Annotated in this window: 17 protein-coding genes; 7 read left to right on the top strand and 10 right to left on the bottom strand. The window is 45.0% G+C overall.

The window, feature by feature from the left end; all coding sequences use genetic code 11:
* Window positions 1-525 precede the first annotated feature (525 nt).
* Window positions 526-1,608: an S-layer homology domain-containing protein gene (locus GE107_RS01500; RefSeq protein ID WP_219637703.1), complete on the top strand. Its 1,083-nt coding sequence runs from the start codon at window positions 526-528 to the stop codon at window positions 1,606-1,608.
* Here the strand turns inward: GE107_RS01500 and GE107_RS01505 are convergent.
* From GE107_RS01505 to GE107_RS01550, 10 genes are all read right to left on the bottom strand, one after another.
* A complete protein-coding gene (locus GE107_RS01505) occupies window positions 1,605-2,408 on the bottom strand; it encodes an SPL family radical SAM protein (RefSeq protein WP_219637704.1) in 804 nt (267 codons plus the stop codon). The two genes, GE107_RS01500 and GE107_RS01505, sit on opposite strands and share 4 nt — an antisense overlap.
* 17 nt (window positions 2,409-2,425) lie before the next feature.
* Complete coding sequence (locus GE107_RS01510) at window positions 2,426-3,103, bottom strand: uracil-DNA glycosylase (RefSeq protein ID WP_219637705.1); 678 nt, start codon at window positions 3,101-3,103, stop codon at window positions 2,426-2,428.
* Window positions 3,104-3,717: 614 nt separating this feature from the next.
* Complete coding sequence (locus tag GE107_RS01515; RefSeq protein WP_219637706.1) at window positions 3,718-4,140, bottom strand: very short patch repair endonuclease; 423 nt, start codon at window positions 4,138-4,140, stop codon at window positions 3,718-3,720.
* Window positions 4,040-5,812, bottom strand: a complete 1,773-nt coding sequence (locus GE107_RS01520) for a DNA cytosine methyltransferase (RefSeq protein ID WP_370636207.1) — start codon at window positions 5,810-5,812, stop codon at window positions 4,040-4,042. The genes GE107_RS01515 and GE107_RS01520 overlap by 101 nt, the downstream gene beginning before the upstream one ends.
* Entirely contained in the window at window positions 5,775-7,859 is a 2,085-nt protein-coding gene (locus GE107_RS01525) for an AIPR family protein (RefSeq protein ID WP_219637708.1), read from the bottom strand. Before GE107_RS01525 ends, GE107_RS01520 begins: the two co-directional genes overlap by 38 nt.
* Before the next feature lie 14 nt (window positions 7,860-7,873).
* Window positions 7,874-8,812, bottom strand: a complete 939-nt coding sequence (locus GE107_RS01530) for a PD-(D/E)XK motif protein (protein ID WP_255570088.1) — start codon at window positions 8,810-8,812, stop codon at window positions 7,874-7,876.
* Window positions 8,799-11,522 (bottom strand): Z1 domain-containing protein, encoded by a 2,724-nt coding sequence (locus GE107_RS01535; RefSeq protein ID WP_219637710.1) that lies wholly within the window; start codon window positions 11,520-11,522, stop codon window positions 8,799-8,801. The genes GE107_RS01530 and GE107_RS01535 overlap by 14 nt, the downstream gene beginning before the upstream one ends.
* Window positions 11,523-11,525: 3 nt before the next feature.
* Window positions 11,526-12,983, bottom strand: coding sequence for an ATP-binding protein (locus tag GE107_RS01540; protein ID WP_219637711.1), 1,458 nt, complete (start codon window positions 12,981-12,983; stop codon window positions 11,526-11,528).
* 273 nt (window positions 12,984-13,256) lie between these two features.
* A complete protein-coding gene (locus tag GE107_RS01545) occupies window positions 13,257-15,086 on the bottom strand; it encodes an outer membrane protein assembly factor BamB family protein (protein ID WP_219637712.1) in 1,830 nt (609 codons plus the stop codon).
* A gap of 8 nt (window positions 15,087-15,094) precedes the next feature.
* Entirely contained in the window at window positions 15,095-15,478 is a 384-nt protein-coding gene (locus GE107_RS01550; protein WP_219637713.1) for a hypothetical protein, read from the bottom strand.
* 273 nt (window positions 15,479-15,751) lie between these two features.
* On the opposite strand from GE107_RS01550, the gene GE107_RS26950 reads away from it, so the two are divergent.
* The 6 genes from GE107_RS26950 (at window position 15,752) to GE107_RS01580 (ending at window position 17,475) form a co-directional block, all read left to right on the top strand.
* On the top strand, window positions 15,752-16,102 hold the full coding sequence (locus tag GE107_RS26950) for a helix-turn-helix domain-containing protein (RefSeq protein WP_219637714.1): 351 nt from the start codon (window positions 15,752-15,754) through the stop codon (window positions 16,100-16,102).
* Window positions 16,103-16,228: 126 nt separating this feature from the next.
* A complete protein-coding gene (gene sda, locus GE107_RS01560; protein WP_255570089.1) occupies window positions 16,229-16,360 on the top strand; it encodes a sporulation histidine kinase inhibitor Sda in 132 nt (43 codons plus the stop codon).
* A 20-nt stretch (window positions 16,361-16,380) separates the two neighbouring features.
* Window positions 16,381-16,767, top strand: a complete 387-nt coding sequence (locus GE107_RS01565; protein WP_219637715.1) for a hypothetical protein — start codon at window positions 16,381-16,383, stop codon at window positions 16,765-16,767.
* A gap of 98 nt (window positions 16,768-16,865) precedes the next feature.
* Window positions 16,866-17,057, top strand: a complete 192-nt coding sequence (locus GE107_RS01570; protein WP_219637716.1) for a hypothetical protein — start codon at window positions 16,866-16,868, stop codon at window positions 17,055-17,057.
* A 3-nt stretch (window positions 17,058-17,060) separates the two neighbouring features.
* Window positions 17,061-17,312 (top strand): hypothetical protein, encoded by a 252-nt coding sequence (locus tag GE107_RS01575; RefSeq protein ID WP_370636208.1) that lies wholly within the window; start codon window positions 17,061-17,063, stop codon window positions 17,310-17,312.
* Complete coding sequence (locus GE107_RS01580; RefSeq protein WP_219637717.1) at window positions 17,287-17,475, top strand: hypothetical protein; 189 nt, start codon at window positions 17,287-17,289, stop codon at window positions 17,473-17,475. The genes GE107_RS01575 and GE107_RS01580 overlap by 26 nt, the downstream gene beginning before the upstream one ends.
* Window positions 17,476-17,545 lie beyond the last annotated feature (70 nt).

The following is a 17,545-nucleotide window of genomic DNA, read 5'->3' on the forward strand; positions in this document are numbered from 1 at the left end:
GTCGGAGGCTTCTTTTTTGATGTGATCGATCTTCACTGCTTCCGTCCATCATATCTGTATGATATTTCATACATATTTTACTGAGTTCGAAAAAGCGGTAAATCGATATGAAAAATCGAACAGAATCCGTCCTGATAGCAGAACCATGAACCCGACAACCGCCTTCCATCCTGTGCGGCGAAATACCCGTACGGTCTTCGCCGAAGTTACCGGTATACGTTTCCCGGAGGATTTCGGCACTCGTAACGTTCAGACGCGGATCTGAGCAAGCTCTCTTCCTTGTCGCGTAAAACACCATTTTTTCGTTCTCTTCGATATGTGCCATCCGTCTGCAACCGTCTGACGAATGGGCTGGAATCCGTCATCTCCTCTCCTCATCGCGAGATTTGTTTCCATTATCGCAAAGCCACCTTAACCGCAAAATACCGATAACGATGGATAAAAAACATGTGCAACCTTTTCCAACGCACCTGCGTCCATGACAACGAAGCGGCGCCGCAGAACTTTTCCACAAGGAGGATTATCATGATGAAATGGCTCAAACACAAAACGGTTTTCATGCTTTTGATTATTGCCTCTCTGTGCTTCACCCTGACCGGCTCAGCCTTCGCCTTTAGCGACATCAAAGGCGACAAGGAGCAAGCAGCAATCGAGAGTCTGGAGAAAAAGGGGATCGTGAGCGGTAACGGGAAAGGCAAATTCTCTCCCAAAGGGGAGCTGACGGTTGCAGGTGCGGTCGCATTGATCGTGAAAGGGATGGAGCTCAACCTCAACCACATCCGCTTCATCAAAGAGCCGAAAGCCAGCGATTATTTCACCAAAGTCAAGGATGATGCCTGGTATGCGCAAGCCTTTATTATCGCTTCCGTCAACGGGCTGGATATCCCGAAGGATATCGATCCGAACGCCAAATCGACCCGCGAGCAGTTCGCTCACTGGCTGTATAACGCGATCAAGCTGAAAGGCGACTTCGCTTGGACGGAGATGTACTTCTCTTTCCAAGACGAAAAACAAGTGGACTCCGCCTACATGAACAGCATCCAGAGGCTGCTGAACGGCAAGATCGCGAAGCTGGACGACAAAAACAATTTCCGTCCGAAGCAGCCGATTACGCGCAGCGAAGCCGCCGGCATGCTCCACCGGGCGATCGAATTCGTGAAGGTAACCCCGCCGATCGAACCCGTGGATCCGGAAATGAACGTACTAAAGGACGTGAAGCTGACCTCTGAGAGCTTGAATGGCGATCTGCTTAAGGTGACGATCTCCGCCATGGCTCCCCATCCGGGATACGGAATCGAAATTGCCGGCATTGACTTCCACGGAGACCGGGCGATCGTCCGCTACCGGCTGATTCTGCCGGACCCGGCCGCCATGTACGCCCAAGTCGTGACCGAGGTGAAAGCGACGACGTACGTTTCCGCCGCTTTCAAGCCGGAACTTGGGTTTCAGGAACCGGCTGAATCGCGCAAACAGGAGACGGCTGACGGAACGAAAATCATCCCGCTCGGATCCGGGTCCGATTCCGTCGAAACGCAGCACCGCGTACGCAACCCGGATGCTTCCACCAGCAGCTCGGAAGGCAGCTCCGGCGCCGCTAGCGGCTTCTAATCCCGCGGAGCGAACCCGCTGACGCTGAAGCCGATCGCTTCAGGGGGATAATGTTTCCCAAGCTCGCGGACGAACGCATCCGCGGCTTGGGGAGCGTACCATTCGCTCCATCCGGCCGCCGAATAGGCTTCCGGCATCCGGAGTGACCGGCTGCGCTTCCCGCCGCTTCCGTCCCCGCGGAAAAAGTCGTCGACGACTACCCGCGGGGCAAACTCAGCCAGCAACCCGGCGAAATCCGGGCTGTGCGGGAGCAACGGCGAGACCGCGATTTGCGTCTCGACGCCCTCTTCGCGCAGACGGCGGACCGCCCGCAGCCGCGCCGCGAACGGCGGCGCGGAAGGCGTCAGCTGGCGGCGGACGTCTTCCCGGTCGCTCTCGACGGTCATGCTGACCCGAACGCGGCCGGACAATCGGCGCAGCATGTCGGCATCCCTCTCTACGAGAGGACTCCGGGTTTGCAGCAGCACGAAATCGGGCGGGTCATCCGCCATTGCTTCCAGCAGGGACCGGGAAAGCTTCAGCTTCGCTTCCAACGGTTGATAGGGGTCCGTAGCCGACGAGAAAAACACGGCGACGGGCCCTTTTCGTTTGGCTTTCGCCAATTCGTCCCTGAGCGACGCAGGATCGCCTTTCTTCGGCTCGGCCCACGTGCCCCAAGGCTCCCCTCGGAACATCGCGACGGGCAGCCTGCGGACGTAACAATAAGAACAGCCGAACGAACAGCCGACGTAAGGATTCAGCGTATGCGAATAGCCGGAAACGTACCCCGTTGCCGGCGTTAACCAACGAAATCCGCCCATCCCGCTCCCACTTCCTTCTAATGATCGGGAATTTGCCAGTCGATCGGCGCCTGCCCCTTCGATTCCAGGAAGGCGTTCGCGCGCGAGAACGGCCGGCTGCCGAAAAAGCCGTTATATGCCGACAGCGGACTCGGATGCGCGGACGCGAGCACCAGGTGGCGATCGCGGTCGATGAACGAGGCCTTATTCTGCGCATGCCGCCCCCAGAGGATGAATACGATCGGCCTCTCCCGCTCCCCCAGCGCGGAGATGATCCGGTCCGTGAACTTCTCCCACCCGAGGCCCCGATGAGAGTTCGCCTCCCCTTGGCAAACGGTTAGGACTGCGTTCAGCAGCAGTACGCCTTGCTTGGCCCAATGCTCCAGGCAGCCGTGATTCGGAATTGTGCAGCCCATATCGCTGTGAAGCTCTTTAAATATGTTTTGCAAGGAAGGCGGCTTCTGCACCCCCGGGAGCACAGAGAAGCTCAGCCCGTGCGCCTGGCCGGGTCCGTGGTAAGGATCCTGCCCGAGAATCACGACCTTCGTGTCTTCATACGACGTCCAATGAAGCGCCTGAAAAATATGGTACATATCGGGGTAAACGGTACGCGTCCGGTATTCCTCGGCCAGCTGTTTCCGCAGCTTGTGGTAATAGGGCTGTTCCATCTCCTCGCTTAGCAGCGGGCCCCAATCGTTCTGAAATACGGCAGGCATGCGCGGCGGTGATCCTCCTTCTATTGAAGCATTTGCTTTTTGGCCCTTATGCAGTCCGGATATTCGACATCCATGCCGGATAACCCTGCTCCCGAAAAAAAGAAAAGCGCCGCTCGGGCGCCGTTTCTGCGTGGTCATGAATACGCTAATCGCATTTATGTAGGTGGTGCCGAGGACGGGGGTCGAACCCGTACGGTGGTCACCCACCGCAGGATTTTAAGTCCTGTGCCGTCTCGCCAATCCGCAAAACCGCGTGGATACTGGATTCTGCACTATCTGCACCGCTTTAGCTCAACAGGATTCATAACACAAAGAACTCGTGAATCCTGTGTGTCTATATACATTATAGCAGACCTATAATGGGAACACAAATTCGCATTTGGGTAACACAAACAAGCTACTTGTGGTGTAGATTTGATGTCACCCTCAGGCCCCCGTCACACTTCAATCGTAACGCTGGCCCTCCAGCACTTTCTTGCATTCTGCACATTCAACAATACATGTCCTTACATATTCCAGCTTCTCAGATGAACTCATACCATCAGGATACGGTTCAATTTCCTTGACGATCAGTACACCGCCGCATGTACATGAAAACATAAACAGCTCTCCCGCTATTGCAAATTGGATTTAATCTGATTTTCCAGCTCTTCACATCTTGCAGTAGCATCCCGTTTTAATTCGCACTCCCAGACAACAATCACAGACCAGCCATTGTCTCGAAGCTCCTGCTGGTTACGTTGATCTCGGGAAACGTTCTTACAAATTTTTTGTGACCAGTATTCCGTATTTGACTTCGGAGTACGATAATATTTGCATCCCTCATGTGCATGCCAAAAACAGCCTTGAATGAAAATTGCAGTTTTATATTTGGGCAGTACAACATCGGGTTTGCCAGGCAATTTCTTGCCGTGTAACTTGTATCGAAATCCTTTGCTATGCAAGTACTTCCTGACAATCATTTCTGGAACAGTGTTTTTGGATCGTATTTTGGACATCATCTTCCGCCGCTGCTCTGTTGTCAAGGAATCCACCATTCATGACGCCCCCATGCTGCTGATTAGCTGCATCCAACAACTGAGCAAGCTTACACGCAATAGCTTTAGCCATTATTGGTGGCACTGCATTTCCTACTTGCTGGTACTGTGAATCCTTAGTACCAACGAATACAAAGCTGTCTGGAAATGTTTGAAGCCTTGCAGCTTCACGAATGCTTATTGCTCGATGTAAAACTGGATGTATCCACATTGATTTGCGGACGTTGGTAACAGTCCCACTTGGCTTATTATACTCAAGACGCAGGTAAATCGAGTTTTGTGTCCTCTCTGGATTGGTGTAAGTATCTTCGATCAACGTGCGGTCCAAGTCATGAAAGTTTTGCCCTTGTCCCAACGCCTCAAACCGCTTTTTTGCAACTTCGCGTGTATCTGTTGCGATATGATTTCTCAATATGCCACTATTTCGCAATTCATCTGTTAATTCAGTTCTCTGGTAATCATTAGACAGCGGCACCTCTAGATCTTCAATGCTGTAGCTTGGTTCGACCGTTTCCAGATCTTTAATTGCATCATACACAGTTCGATAATTATCCGCACTAAACTCCGCGGCAGGCAATTCGGATTGAATGTCTAGATCACTTCTTAGACCCACAGCTATGTATCTTTCCCTTAACTGTGGTGCACCAAACCAAGCAGCATTAAGTACATCATCACAGATATGATAAGATTCACCTAGCCTTTTGCTGATGTAATCAATTACTGAATAAGATTTAGCATCAACAAACACGCCTCTAGGTTCTGACCTAAGTGATCCCATTTCTAAAATTATGTTGTTGTCTAACAATTCCTTTGCATGCATAAGTAGACGATGAATATTAATGTATGCTGTCATCAAGGGTTCTGCTTGTTCAAAAGCAGTTTCCTCACCAGCTAATTGAATAAATGCATTCAAAGCAGCTTGTTCTAATGCAACGAACTGTTTAGATACCCGTAAGCTCCTTGCAGGCATTTGTGCAATTATCTTTATACACTGCTTGCCTTTTTCCCTGATTGTCATTTCTCGCTTAGTTAAGTCACGGGTGTTTTTAAGGAATATCCTTAAGGCATAGAAATGCTTGTCAGGCAACATAATTTCTTCTATAACTTCACGATTGAATACGTAGTCCGTAATATCAGCAACTGGGCATTCCGTATTCAACAGGCATATAGTCTCATCACGTTTTGTTATTCCTAAACGATCAAACTCAAATCCATCATCAAGTGAGCAATAAAACCGATGGGTATCTGATCTAAGCATCCTGACATTTTCCATTACAAATGCCTTTGGCCGTAAATTGAGAATAACCTCAACATACTTCTTAACTAGGCTATTGTTTTGACTTACTATATGATTCTTTTGACGATTGGCATTAGAGAAACCTTGGCAAGGCGGTCCGCCTACGATAACGTCAAAATTCCCATGTTCACGCTGAAACAAATCATAGTCTGTAATATCTAGAATATCGCTTAACATGGTGGTTTGTCCGTGGTTTTGCAAATATGTTGCTTGGGCGCTTTCGTTTTTCTCAACTGCTACACCAATTTCAAAACTTCCTGTTTGAACAAAACCCAAGCTCATACCGCCAGCGCCCGCGAATACATCTAGTACCCTATACAACGTTGCGCACCTCTCTTCAATCCTCTTTCCAGCCTTCCGATACAGCTCGACCAAGCAACGCAAGCAACTTTTGGCTATGTTTTGAGTTTGGCAGCTTCGCGGGCATTTTGCAAGCTATTTTTAAAGCATCGACCTCTGAATGGAACGGAATCTTCTTCTCTGCAACAAAAGCCAACAGTCTCTTCCAGTACTCAGCCCCATAATTGACTACTTTGCTTTGAGCCTCAATGCCAGTCACAAGCTTTTGATCCTTCTTAGCCCTTCGCGCTTCGGTCTTAACATTTTCTACATCTATTAATACAGACTCAATATCCCCATCGAGTTCAATGTCCAACTCTTTAATTCTACTCCAGCACGCTTCACGCTTACACCATTGTGTAACGTTAGCAACTCCCCTGCTTGGATCAGTAATTGAATCCAACACCGATTTGGCTAGCCTGCTCATCTGGTTGCTTATTCCATCTGGAACTTCTTGTTTATTCCAAATCATTTGCAGGTCCAAAGTTCGATTATGATACTGCTTATTAATTAAGTGTGCGAGTAATGCTATAGAATAGGTTACGATGTTGGCCCTATACCCCTGCTCATACCATTCTTGTTGGGTAACCAACTTTTCAACATGCTTGAATAAAATATAGAGAGCAATCGATTCTTGAAAATACCTCTCATTGAAAGATTCTTCTGAAGCTGACCATTGATCATCAACCCAGTGTGCAAATTCACTGAAGTTGGCTTGTGCCCCTTTACTGACAGTATGTGGCAATCCACGCCAAGAGTTCCTCGCTTTTGCAAGATCAGTCTTGGTTATTAACTGATGCTTAGGGTTTTGGGTTAGGAATCGATTTCGTTCAGCATTTGTCATTCGCATTTGAGCCTGCAAATACTGACCTCGTGCACGTTCGTAAAACCAATGAGTGTCGTGCTGCGCGCCACCTGTAGCAGGGGCGAAAATTCTCCTTGAAATCTGCTCTATGCGAATATGGAATGGGTGCGTTGAAAAGAAGTCAGCGTCACTAACTTTGTTCTGACTGTTCGATGATCTGGATATTTTCTGCATTAGACTGTGTGTTTCGTCCAAATCAGCATTGATAACAGTTAGTTTTATCTGCAGGTTAATGGCTGTAAGATCCGCCTTGTCCTTATACCGTGCATTAGATAATGAAGCCGTTGTCTGTCCACCATTAATGATCTGAAAATCCTTTACCGAAGTTATGAACTTACCTTCAGTAGTTTCCTTAATAAATGCGTCAGCAGCAGTAGCAGACACCCCATTGTTAAATGCAAAAAACATGTGAGGCGAGGTTAAAATCGTTTCCCTGATCTTCTTATTCACCGCGACCTTAGTGCTAAGGAATGAACGTACGTTGCCTTCCAGCAATTGAGCACCATATCGGTCGTACACATCAGCCAATACTACCCCTGGAATCACACCCAAATAGCAACGGTATGGGGTCTCGCCTTGATTAGCGGTATTAGTATCCAAACAAGGTATCCCTCGATCGGAATATTGAGTAAAGTCAATCTCAATGTTCTCTCGACCTGAATCAGCCAGAAACATATTGAAGAGGCGCTCAATATCCCAAATCTGAAATTCAATTGAAATTCCCTCAAAGTCTCTAATTGGGAAACTCTCAATCCGACCGCTCATAGGTCTGTCAGTAAAAAGAAGAATGCGGTACTTGCGTATCTTTTCCCTTTGTGACTTTATAGTATCGATGAGGTCTGCCGCGGCGCTACTGATCTCTATTTTTTTATGAAGATTGCTATTATAAGTCTCATCTAGAAATCTAATAGGCCATTCAAATATTTGTTCAGCATCTGATTTTGTGATATTCTTAGGCTCGTCTTCGTTAGAGTAGTCGGCAACTACCAGATTCATCGTATAATCGAACTCATCCAACGCATAACCATCAACTCGCAACTTGCGATTACGATATCCAGCTCCAATATAAAAGGCCGCTTCAAAATCAGGCAGAACATCCGCATTTACTAAGTAGTTGGCCACTATCCCCACGAAAGCTGCGCTTGAACCTTCCCCGTATGATGCAGCTGTTGATCGCACATCTTCCAATAGTTCTTTTCTGAATTCCAGAAGTTCCATAAGATCCTCCGCTATTAGCTAATCTTCCATCCCTCTATGGCCTGAATACTTATTTGATAGCTTGCCGCAGCAATTTGTGATGGAACATTGCCTTTTATTAGCTTAGGGAAGTGCTCATCAATCCTATACCTGTTTGAGCCGCCAAATCGATACCACTGCTTTGAATAATCAGGAATATCAATATACCCGTACTGAAGCAACTTTTTATTGAACAGATCAAGAGCTTGAACATTGCTCCTAACCAAATCTCTCAGATTGTTCACTTTGCTTTGCAAAGTGAATGAATTGGCGTCGTTCGGCGATGTCTTGTCGATAAAATATAGGACAAGTTCTCCTGGTGCAAGTGCATCCAATTGTTCTAATGATGATATAGATACTGTCTTAGCTCCAATCCCAGAAGCCTTTATTTCGTGCCAACCATACTCATCCACAAAATCTTGATCAGCGCCTTCGGGACCTATCCAGCTTGTGACAGCACTTAGTGGTGAAACTCCGAGTGAGATAATTTGCTGTAGATAATTGATTTCGCCAATAAGACCTTTCCTTTCCGCTTCGGAGAGTAAACCGCTTTTCTGCAACTCCAATAATTTAGACCATTGTATATATCTATCTAGGACATACTCAAGTCCTTCCACAGAATCAGTTTGCGTTCTTGAAGATTCTATTAAATCAAAACATAGCCTGACATATACGTTTTCTTGTTCTGCACGAGTTAGTCTAAACGTTATTGCCCATTTGTTATCAGTAGCACGCTGAGCGTAAGAAACTTGTATCGATTTTGAGGAAGGGAGGTCCCTCGGTTTGGATTCGGTGATTAAGAGCAATGATTTCTGTATAATGCTCTCGTAACCAATACTCCATTCCATAGGATGGTCCGAATCTATTCTAACGTAACCACTTGTATGATTAGCGATACCGTTCCATTTATCAAGCAAGCTTTCACTCGACAACATCGTCATCATCCTCATCATCAAGGTCAGTCCAATTACGCAATTCTACAAGGTTTACCACATAATTGGCAGTACGAACGCTACCATCCCCAGGCAAACCTATACCTATCGCATACAATGTGTCTGGTATTTTATCATTGTGTGGCTGCTCTTCATCTTGCTTAGTTTTTATAACATGCAGCATGAGAAGAGGTTTTCGTCCTTTGATCAAATAAGCACTATCTGGAACATTCCTCTTTCCAGTTGCATGCCTGAAGGATTTTTCTGCTTTGTCAATTTCATCGTCTGAGAGGCCTGCCCGAGTACATCCACCAGAACCTACTCGAACCTTGGTGCCCATGATTCTTATCATGCCATTTACTTCATCAACCGTCCGTTCTTCCCGTTGCATTTTTATGATTCCATTTGCACCCTCAAGCTCATGATCTTCTTCAATAGAACCAAATGGAAGGAAGACATCCCATTCATTAAGATCTGGACTGTTATCAATAAATTCTGCAAGTGCGCGGCCTTGGAATGAAAGATGCCATTGATGAGTTTCAAAGCTTCGCAACAAGTCAGCGACTATCTCTTTGCTTATTCCAGACCACATTTTCCCGTTTTGTTTGACCTTCGTTTCATAACCTACAGTACCCAGGCTAGCTACGAAAGCCTTGAAAATTCTCTCATTTTCCGCCAGCACCCCAGGATTTGACTTTAACCGAGGTGTTTCCAGCAACTTGCCTGAAACAGTTATTGGCCTGCTTACAAGCGTTCCAGTTCGCATTTTATTTCTAGCTGTAACAATAAGTGAGTTAGGATCTTGGCGAACTTTGAGACCAAATTCTTTCGGAGTTTGTTGATCCCTATTCATAATGCTGATTTCATCTTTAAGCTCGTTTGCTGCCGCCGTAATATAGCCGTACCAATCTATAGCATCTTTAGTCATCCAAACCTTGAAAAGATCATCATACTTGGGTCGATACCCAAACCAGCGCCCCATTTGGAGCAAGGTATCATACATCTGAGATTTACGATAAAAGTAACTGACACACAGTCCTTCCAGTGTAAGACCACGGGACAGACTGTTTCCTCCAACTGCTATTACTCTAAATCCTTTCTCCCGATGGTTATAATAATCCAGACTTGCTGCTCCAGTCTTTTGGTTTACTGCTCGAACCTCTATAGGAGCAATAGCCTTGTACATATAGTTTTTCTGTATCTCTATCCAACTGATTCCCGCTTTATCCCCAAGCCCGTGCTTTTCCCATACTTGTCTCAAGTACCTAATTGAGCGGATACCTAACGAATCCTTCTCATCCAAAGCAGCATAGTTGCGCAAATCCGATTGCAGTTGATTTAACCAAGTGTTAATAACATCCTTCGTGCCCACTTGGACATCAGTGAATCGACTAACATTAACAAGCATTGAACGATGCTCTGTAACGTCGCCCCTCAAGTCTCTAACAGCATTTGTCAATAAAAAGTAAGCTAGAGCTTCATACAAGCTTGGAGGCAATTCCTCTACTTCATGATCCTTTTTATGTGAAAAGGGGAAGTATTGTTCAATCTCATCTGAATTAATCTTTTCCAAGCAATGTGCATATTGCGGCGAGTCTCCATAAATGGCATCAGCGCCAATATAATTGCTTGGAGGGGAGAGCACATAAATAAAGTCTTTGGGAAATAAATTCTCTGCCTTATCCCCGACCGCTTCAGGATTAATAAAGATATTCGCAAACGGTGTTGCAGTGATACCTAGATAGGCAGCTTGATAAAACCGCCCTAGAATTGAACATATTGCTGCATTAATCGCTGTCGGATCTTCATCGTCTTTTCTGGTATTAACAGAAGCGTTGTCAGCTTCATCATCAATCAGCAACAAAGGTAAATCTATTTTCCCATTACTATCTTCATTGTTCGCTACTAGCCAACTTTCAAGACTTCTAAGGACTGTCTTGTTTTTCTTCACGACAAATAAAGCTGGTTCGCTAATGTTTTTCAGAGTTAAGTCGTTGCTGTTTAGTATTGTGGAGTTAAAGTCGTATAATACAGATGTGAATGCAGCGATTCTTTTGCTTGCATCTATTTTACCGACTCCATCAAAAACATTTCTAATTACCTGCTTCCCTTTGATACCCAAGAGGTGTTTACTTAGCCTTCCTGCGAACTCTTTATCCAATCTTTCTTGTGTTTGTTTTCTCAAACTTTCAAGGGTTCCCGTCAACACTATGATTACTTTATATCCAACGTCAGCAGCCTTATTGCATATAGCCGTGTAGTTTGCTGTTTTTCCTGACTGTACATCTCCAATTACAAGCCCTCTTCGAAACCAAGATTTATTGCTTTTAGGGTCACCAGTCAGATCAACGATTTCTGAGGAGACTTTATCGAGGTTGGAAGTTACTCTAACATTCCAGCCTTTTACATCTTCCAAATATCGCCTATATCTATTCCAATAGAAAAAATCAATTTCTGCCCGCCGCGCTGGCAGCCAGGACTGATAATCGTCACTTGGATCTGTGATATAAACTCCAACATCCATTGTTATCGGCAATGTTGCCTTCAAGTTCCTAATGATTTGTTGGAACTCTTCTTCGGAGACTTGGATCGATGATCTAAGATTATTTGCCTCATCCATAAACTGTTCCTCGGTTGGCGGTTCAACTTGATATTTCGTATTCAATGCGATTGAAATGAACCGTTCAAGCATTTGGGCGTTTTGACTTAGCATATTTCAATTTGCCTCCTTAAGGAATTCGGATAGCCATTCTGGATATTGGTCAAACGGCTCTGTTACGGACAAACGTTCCGCCATTTCCTTGCGTTCCAGATCATTTCTACAACCCGAGAACAACTGATTTAACAATGGTATTAAGTCTGTCTTTGATGGCTCATTTTCATTAAGAACTCTTTCGTCGCCAGTTAGATCAACATACAACTGGTTAAGCGGCAATCCTCGTTCAATCTGCGTCAGCAACTGTTCGACTATTCTCTTGGTAGGTCCTCCTAATTGTCGCAAAGCCTCCACCAGTGGATAATCTTTATTAATCTCGTACACAATTCCACCTTCATGTGTCTTGAGACGATTCCACACATGTATTTTAGAGTCCTCTGTTTCCTTCTTTCCCCTATAAGTCCATGTGCGTTTGCTGCTTCCCGCAAGTTTTTCGATAATTGGAGCCAAATTCTTACGGACAACTTCTGGCGGCACTGCTACAGACTTCTTTATGTCCAAGGTCCACATGTGGTCTAAAGAATTTGGGATATCTACCCTAACCCTTGCCAATTTTGATAATTCCCCCTGCCTCATCAATCGGAACCAGGTTCCCCAAACAAGCAAACGCTTATTGCGGTAAACATAGAACCCCTGTTGCTTTCGAAGGCCTTCTCCACCTCCAAGCATCTTAATCTCCGATTCAGTAAGCATAGAAATATGGGGCAATATGTAAGGACGTATTAATACTTTCTGCCCGTCAATACTTATACTTTCTTCATCCATAACTTGTGTGCTCTTCCCAGTTAGAAAAGGATCTATTGACTCTAATTGGACTTTATTAATATATATTTGAAGTTTCTTCAAACCAGATTCGCCTGTTATATAGCGGTGGAAAACAAGGGAAAGGTGTTCGCGCACACGATCCATATGTTTGCCCATGTTATCATCAAATTTGCTATCCCCAACCTTTAGTCTGTCGAGCTCCTGCCAAAGAATCATTGTACCTGATGTACTTGCAAGCAACTCATCTAAATGAGGAAAAAACTTAATCTCATCTTCGCTCAACAGTTTTAATGACCAATCATCTGTGCTCGCAATAAAATCCAAATCCCATTGAGCACCTACAACTATCCCATTCTTTATGCTAATTACCGTTAACTTTCTGCATTGTGACATCGAAGCAGTTTTCAAGCCCAATCCGAACCTTCCTAAATCTGCAGGTGCTCTGTTATCCAGAGGATTCCTGCTACCATATCTCATTGCATTTATAAGTTCTTCTTTAGTCATGCCATATCCATTGTCAATTATCGAAATGTATGCAGTCCCTATCGGAAAGAAGTGGATATCGACTCGAGTTGAATCTGCAGTAATGCTGTTGTCTATAATATCGGCTAATGCCGTTTCTAACGAATATCCTATAGCACGGGTCGCTTCCATCAAAACAGGCGCATTTGGCGGCAAAGGGACAACTTCCAACTGTCATACACTCCTTCTATAGATCACCATTTATCTAGCATATAAAATTTCGACTAAATATCGCCATATTCCTTCTACATTTAGGATAAAAATAGCACCCTTCTAGGTGCTTAGTCCTAAGCCTGTAGTTTATCGTTTATCGTTTCTCATTCCATTTCTCCAACTAACAATCTTGATTATTCTCCCGCCCACCATGTCCTTCTTTGAGTCGTAATTAATCGAAAAAACGCCTATTACCCTTCATCAAAAAAAGAAAAGCGCCGCGGGGGCGCTTCATTGCCTGGACATATTTTCAGTTATGGAGTCAGTTTCGTAGGTTAAAGTATTCTTATCATCACTTAATTCAAGGGTAGCTTGTTTGGAAGCATCGATATTTATTTCGATTTTATACTCGTCCATATAGGTTATTCGGAATGGTTCCTGGAAAGGGTCGCGTTCTTGATAGTAGTCGAGCTTACCGCCTGAATTCCCCTCCAGCTTTATTTCAAAGCAAAGGGCTTGAAGCGAATCACACCATTTACCCTTAAATCCATCAATCAGACTTGATTCAGCCTCTCCGAAATTTGATTGGCTTACTCCGCTTCTTTCAAGGGTATAGCCTTGCTCATTGGTTTTATAGCCGAGCTTTCCCGACTCGTAATAAGTAAGGACCAGAGGCCTTTCTTCATTCCCAAGCAATAACATCAATTGATCGTAATTGGATTGTTTAAACTCAAATGGTACTGGATTCTCTGTGCCTTCACTGTAGTATGTGATAACCCCATTCTTGTCATCAGTAATGGAGATGTTGATTGCCAACTCATCCGATCCAGGTGTACTCCATTGCCCTTCAAATGTTTTTAAATCAACTAGCTCTGTGTTCGAATTAGAACTAGGCTGGTTAACGGTCGCATCCGTCTCTTTCTGCGCAGCAACCTGAGCGTTCTTGCCAGCCTGATATGCCTTGATTCCAGTTTGTGTTAGAACGATCATGCCATTTTCAATCAGATTAGGAGAATAAAAAATGAGGTCATCCTCTTGATAACGCCATAACTCATTGCCTGTTTCTGCATCCAGGGCAAGAAGAGTGGAGTACCCTGCATGTCCTTTTCGCTGGTTATCTTGGCCGTCAAAAACAGCAAGGTAGATTGCATCATCTTCAGCAACGATCGGCTTGGTGATCGTACCGCCATACAGTGTCCAAAATACAGGATCGCCAAGCGTTTTGCTCCATAACTGTTTTCCATTCTCTGCGTCCAACATCTCCACGATGCCGCTTTTCACTTCTGTTAAAAGAACCTTATTTCCGAACATAGTCAATTGCGGCCTGTTTTTTATGTCGTAGCTATCATTTGTATAGCTCCATTTCGATTTCTTGCTCTTCAGATCATAAGCAGTAACCCCACCGCCAAGGTCGGAGACCACTAGAAGCTTATTATCCGTTACAACACTGCTTATGAGGACTTCGTGATCGATAACATCAAGTTCTTTACCAGACTTGGTATTAAGGATGTGTACGCCGCCTTCGTAGGAGATATAGAGCTTATCATCAGCAACATAAGGGGAAAGTACAAGCGATACGCTATCCCCAAAACTCCAGCTTTCCTTACCAGTTTTGATATCCAATGCCTTTAAGGTAATGCGGCCATCCTCAAGCTGCTCAGGAATGAATAAATAATCGGAGGAAATAGCGACCTCTGCTGGCCTCATATCGCGGGGAACTTCCTTCTTATAAAGATGCTCCCATAATAGCTTTCCTGACTCAGCATCTAGGGCATGAGCTCCTGTATTATCCAGAAAACTGATTATTCCACTATTAACCGCTGGGCGAGAAGGAATCCCGCTTGCTTCATGCTCCCATATCTTTTTCCCCGACGCTTCATCAATCGCGTAGAGTTTTTCGTTATTACCTACGTAGACGTATTTCTCCGTAACCGTTGCATCCAGCGGCGGAGATTGGAAGTCTTCATACTTCCATGCAACATTCGAAATACCTTCTATTGCCTTGGCTTGCACGTTACCATTGGATTCCGCTTGCTTGTTGTTATTTCCGCACCCAGAGATCAGTACACCTAATGAAACAAGAACTGGCGCGATCCATCCGTATTTCTTTCCGTTCAACATGCTTCCCCCTATTTCTTAGCCCTTCGCTCTTCGTCAAAGAACATCTTGTTTCGAACTGTCCACTCGGTTCCATTGTGCTGGAGTTCATAATGGAACTTAGTAGTCACATACCTAATTTGGTCAACTCCGTTTTCTTTCCAGCCGTCGAGCTTGTATTCCAGATCACCATTTACAAACATTCTGCCGTCTGTTGCGCCTTTCTCAAACTTTGTAATATTCACCTTTACCGTCTTTACAACCTCAGGGCCATGCTGATTTCCGATGCTTTCCTTAACCAGTTGTGTTACTTTCGCCTTTGCTCCGCCTTCATTGTTGTCCGTTGCGTCTGATCCACATCCAACGAGGAGAAGCAATGTAAATATCGTCGCGGCGGCCAATCCCAACTTTCTCATAGAAGCTCCCCTTTGCTAAGAAAATTCATATATTAGATCGAGATTTCACAAAAAAATGGCGGGGTAATTATGTAATGTAGAATCTCATCAATATTCCTAACACGGTCACCCCCTCTCTACAGAGCGGCAGTCCCCCTTTACTAGACCATAATTCCTACATTTCCCAATCAGATTATAACATGCATTATATTGGTTTGTTAATTCGACAATGTGCATTATAATGTTTCGACGCTTATTCTCTCTTACTCTACTGTTTTTAGTAGGGGTGAGAGTATGGCTAGGAAGTCGCAGGATGCGCAGAGGATAAAGAATGCCGTTGGTCAACGGCTACAAGGATTCAGGAATCATCAAGGCAGAACACAAGAGGACGTTGCACACGAGGCTGATGTCCATCCATCATATATTACGAAGTTAGAATCTGGCAGATCAAATTGGACAATCGAGAGTCTTGATAATGTCCTAAACGCACTCCATGTATCATACAGTGATCTGTTCTATAATATCGATGAGTCAAAGAACAAGATCGATAACTCCGTTCTAATTCAAATTGTGAAGCTGTTGGAAGGCAGAAGCATTGAAGAACAGCGTAAAGCACTGCAACTATTAAAAACGCTCTACAGTTGATGGTATAGCGCCAACAATGTGCTCTGTGACTTGTCCCAAAGGGATAAGGTCGCAGAGCCTTTTTTTTGACAGAGACGAAGAATGGGCTGTGAGAAAACGCCCAAACCAAGAAGGAGGTGAACAACTATGACAACTTTGAAGGATTTAACCGATCAGCAGTTACTAAATGTTTGGAAAGCAGCAAAAGAGCTGGAGTTAGATGAGGCATTCATTACATTGCTGGAGACCGAATTGAAGTATCGCGGCATCAAACACTAATCAACGAAGGGAATGTAAACATGAGCAAGCAACTGCTTGTAAGGAAGACAGCAGGATATGTCGAGTATCAGCTCTATCGAATCGTTATTCCATATCTAGCCACTTTCAATAACTACAAGGGGACTATTATTCAGCAGTACGTTATGATCGGTGCATATGGTATTGCAGCAGCCATATTCATTGGTCAAGAGGAATGGTATTACGACAGCGGCCCATTAGCACCACAGTGTTATCTGGTTTCTTCGTTATTCCATTACTTGCATAGGCAGGGATACAGCGATCTTGAAAAAATCAGGGAAGCGATTTGGAAAGAACACGAGAGCTGGTGTTGGAACCAGTACGGCAATCCGTTCGGTAAGATTGCCAATCAAAAGCTTCGCAAACAAATAAGAAATCTGGTTCACTAAGGGCTTCCTTCCTCAGAATCGGGGATTGGGAGTCCTTTTTTTTGTTTGACAGCGACCAGACTTGGCCGAGTGAGAGTAGGCCGAAAGGGGGGTTATCAGTGGATGCCTTTAAGAAAGCTCTAGATGTAGTCATTGATTCTATGATCAAGCTGGAAGCTGAATGGGAAAGGATCGAGGAAACTCATTCTGATCACCTAGCTGAGCATTATCCGTTACATCATGACTTTAGGGAAGTTGTGCTACAGATAATGGAGTGGCGTGAAACCATCAATAATCATTTGGAGGAATGAACCGTGGAAAAGAGAAGTATCGCTGACGAGATGATTGTCCTAGTGCGTCAACTCGTCATGCAAAACCAGATTTGGATGGCCGCAATGGTCCTAAAGGTCTACTTTATTCGGAATTGGAAGGTATCAGAGGAAGTGGCGGCATTCTATATGCGCAAGTACTTTGAGAAATACTATGCCGCTCAAGTTCGTAAATTCTGTCAGCATTTCGCTGATCGTGGAGGCGATCTGGATGCAAAGAATGCAGGATCTGCGTAAGCAAAAGAAGCAGTTGAGGGAGTACAAGCGCACGCTAGATAAAGACGCGCCGTTCTCCACCGAGGAGGGAGCAAGGTATGCGCGAGTACTGACGAAGCTAGTTCTAATTGAACTTGAGCTCGAAGAAATGGAAAAGACCGCTTTGCAGAGCGGCCTTAGGTAAAAGTATCTGATTCAATAATAGCCCAATATCTATACCCATTCAAGGGGGAGTGGCCGCGAAGGCTGCTCCC

The sequence above is a fragment of the Cohnella sp. CFH 77786 genome (genome assembly GCF_019400745.1).
Classification (GTDB): Bacteria; Bacillota; Bacilli; order Paenibacillales; family Paenibacillaceae; genus Cohnella.

Excerpts from the sequence above, each read along its gene's own strand:
- GE107_RS01500 (WP_219637703.1), top strand. The coding sequence starts at position 526 with ATGATGAAATGGCTCAAACACAAAACGGTTTTCATGCTTTTGATTATT.
- GE107_RS01505 (WP_219637704.1), bottom strand. The coding sequence starts at position 2,408 with ATGGGCGGATTTCGTTGGTTAACGCCGGCAACGGGGTACGTTTCCGGC.
- GE107_RS01510 (WP_219637705.1), bottom strand. The coding sequence starts at position 3,103 with ATGCCTGCCGTATTTCAGAACGATTGGGGCCCGCTGCTAAGCGAGGAG.
- GE107_RS01515 (WP_219637706.1), bottom strand. The coding sequence starts at position 4,140 with ATGGTGGATTCCTTGACAACAGAGCAGCGGCGGAAGATGATGTCCAAA.
- GE107_RS01525 (WP_219637708.1), bottom strand. The coding sequence starts at position 7,859 with ATGGAACTTCTGGAATTCAGAAAAGAACTATTGGAAGATGTGCGATCA.
- GE107_RS01530 (WP_255570088.1), bottom strand. The coding sequence starts at position 8,812 with ATGTTGTCGAGTGAAAGCTTGCTTGATAAATGGAACGGTATCGCTAAT.
- GE107_RS01535 (WP_219637710.1), bottom strand. The coding sequence starts at position 11,522 with ATGCTAAGTCAAAACGCCCAAATGCTTGAACGGTTCATTTCAATCGCA.
- GE107_RS01545 (WP_219637712.1), bottom strand. The coding sequence starts at position 15,086 with ATGTTGAACGGAAAGAAATACGGATGGATCGCGCCAGTTCTTGTTTCA.
- GE107_RS01550 (WP_219637713.1), bottom strand. The coding sequence starts at position 15,478 with ATGAGAAAGTTGGGATTGGCCGCCGCGACGATATTTACATTGCTTCTC.
- GE107_RS26950 (WP_219637714.1), top strand. The coding sequence starts at position 15,752 with ATGGCTAGGAAGTCGCAGGATGCGCAGAGGATAAAGAATGCCGTTGGT.
- sda (WP_255570089.1), top strand. The coding sequence starts at position 16,229 with ATGACAACTTTGAAGGATTTAACCGATCAGCAGTTACTAAATGTTTGG.
- GE107_RS01565 (WP_219637715.1), top strand. The coding sequence starts at position 16,381 with ATGAGCAAGCAACTGCTTGTAAGGAAGACAGCAGGATATGTCGAGTAT.
- GE107_RS01580 (WP_219637717.1), top strand. The coding sequence starts at position 17,287 with ATGCAAAGAATGCAGGATCTGCGTAAGCAAAAGAAGCAGTTGAGGGAG.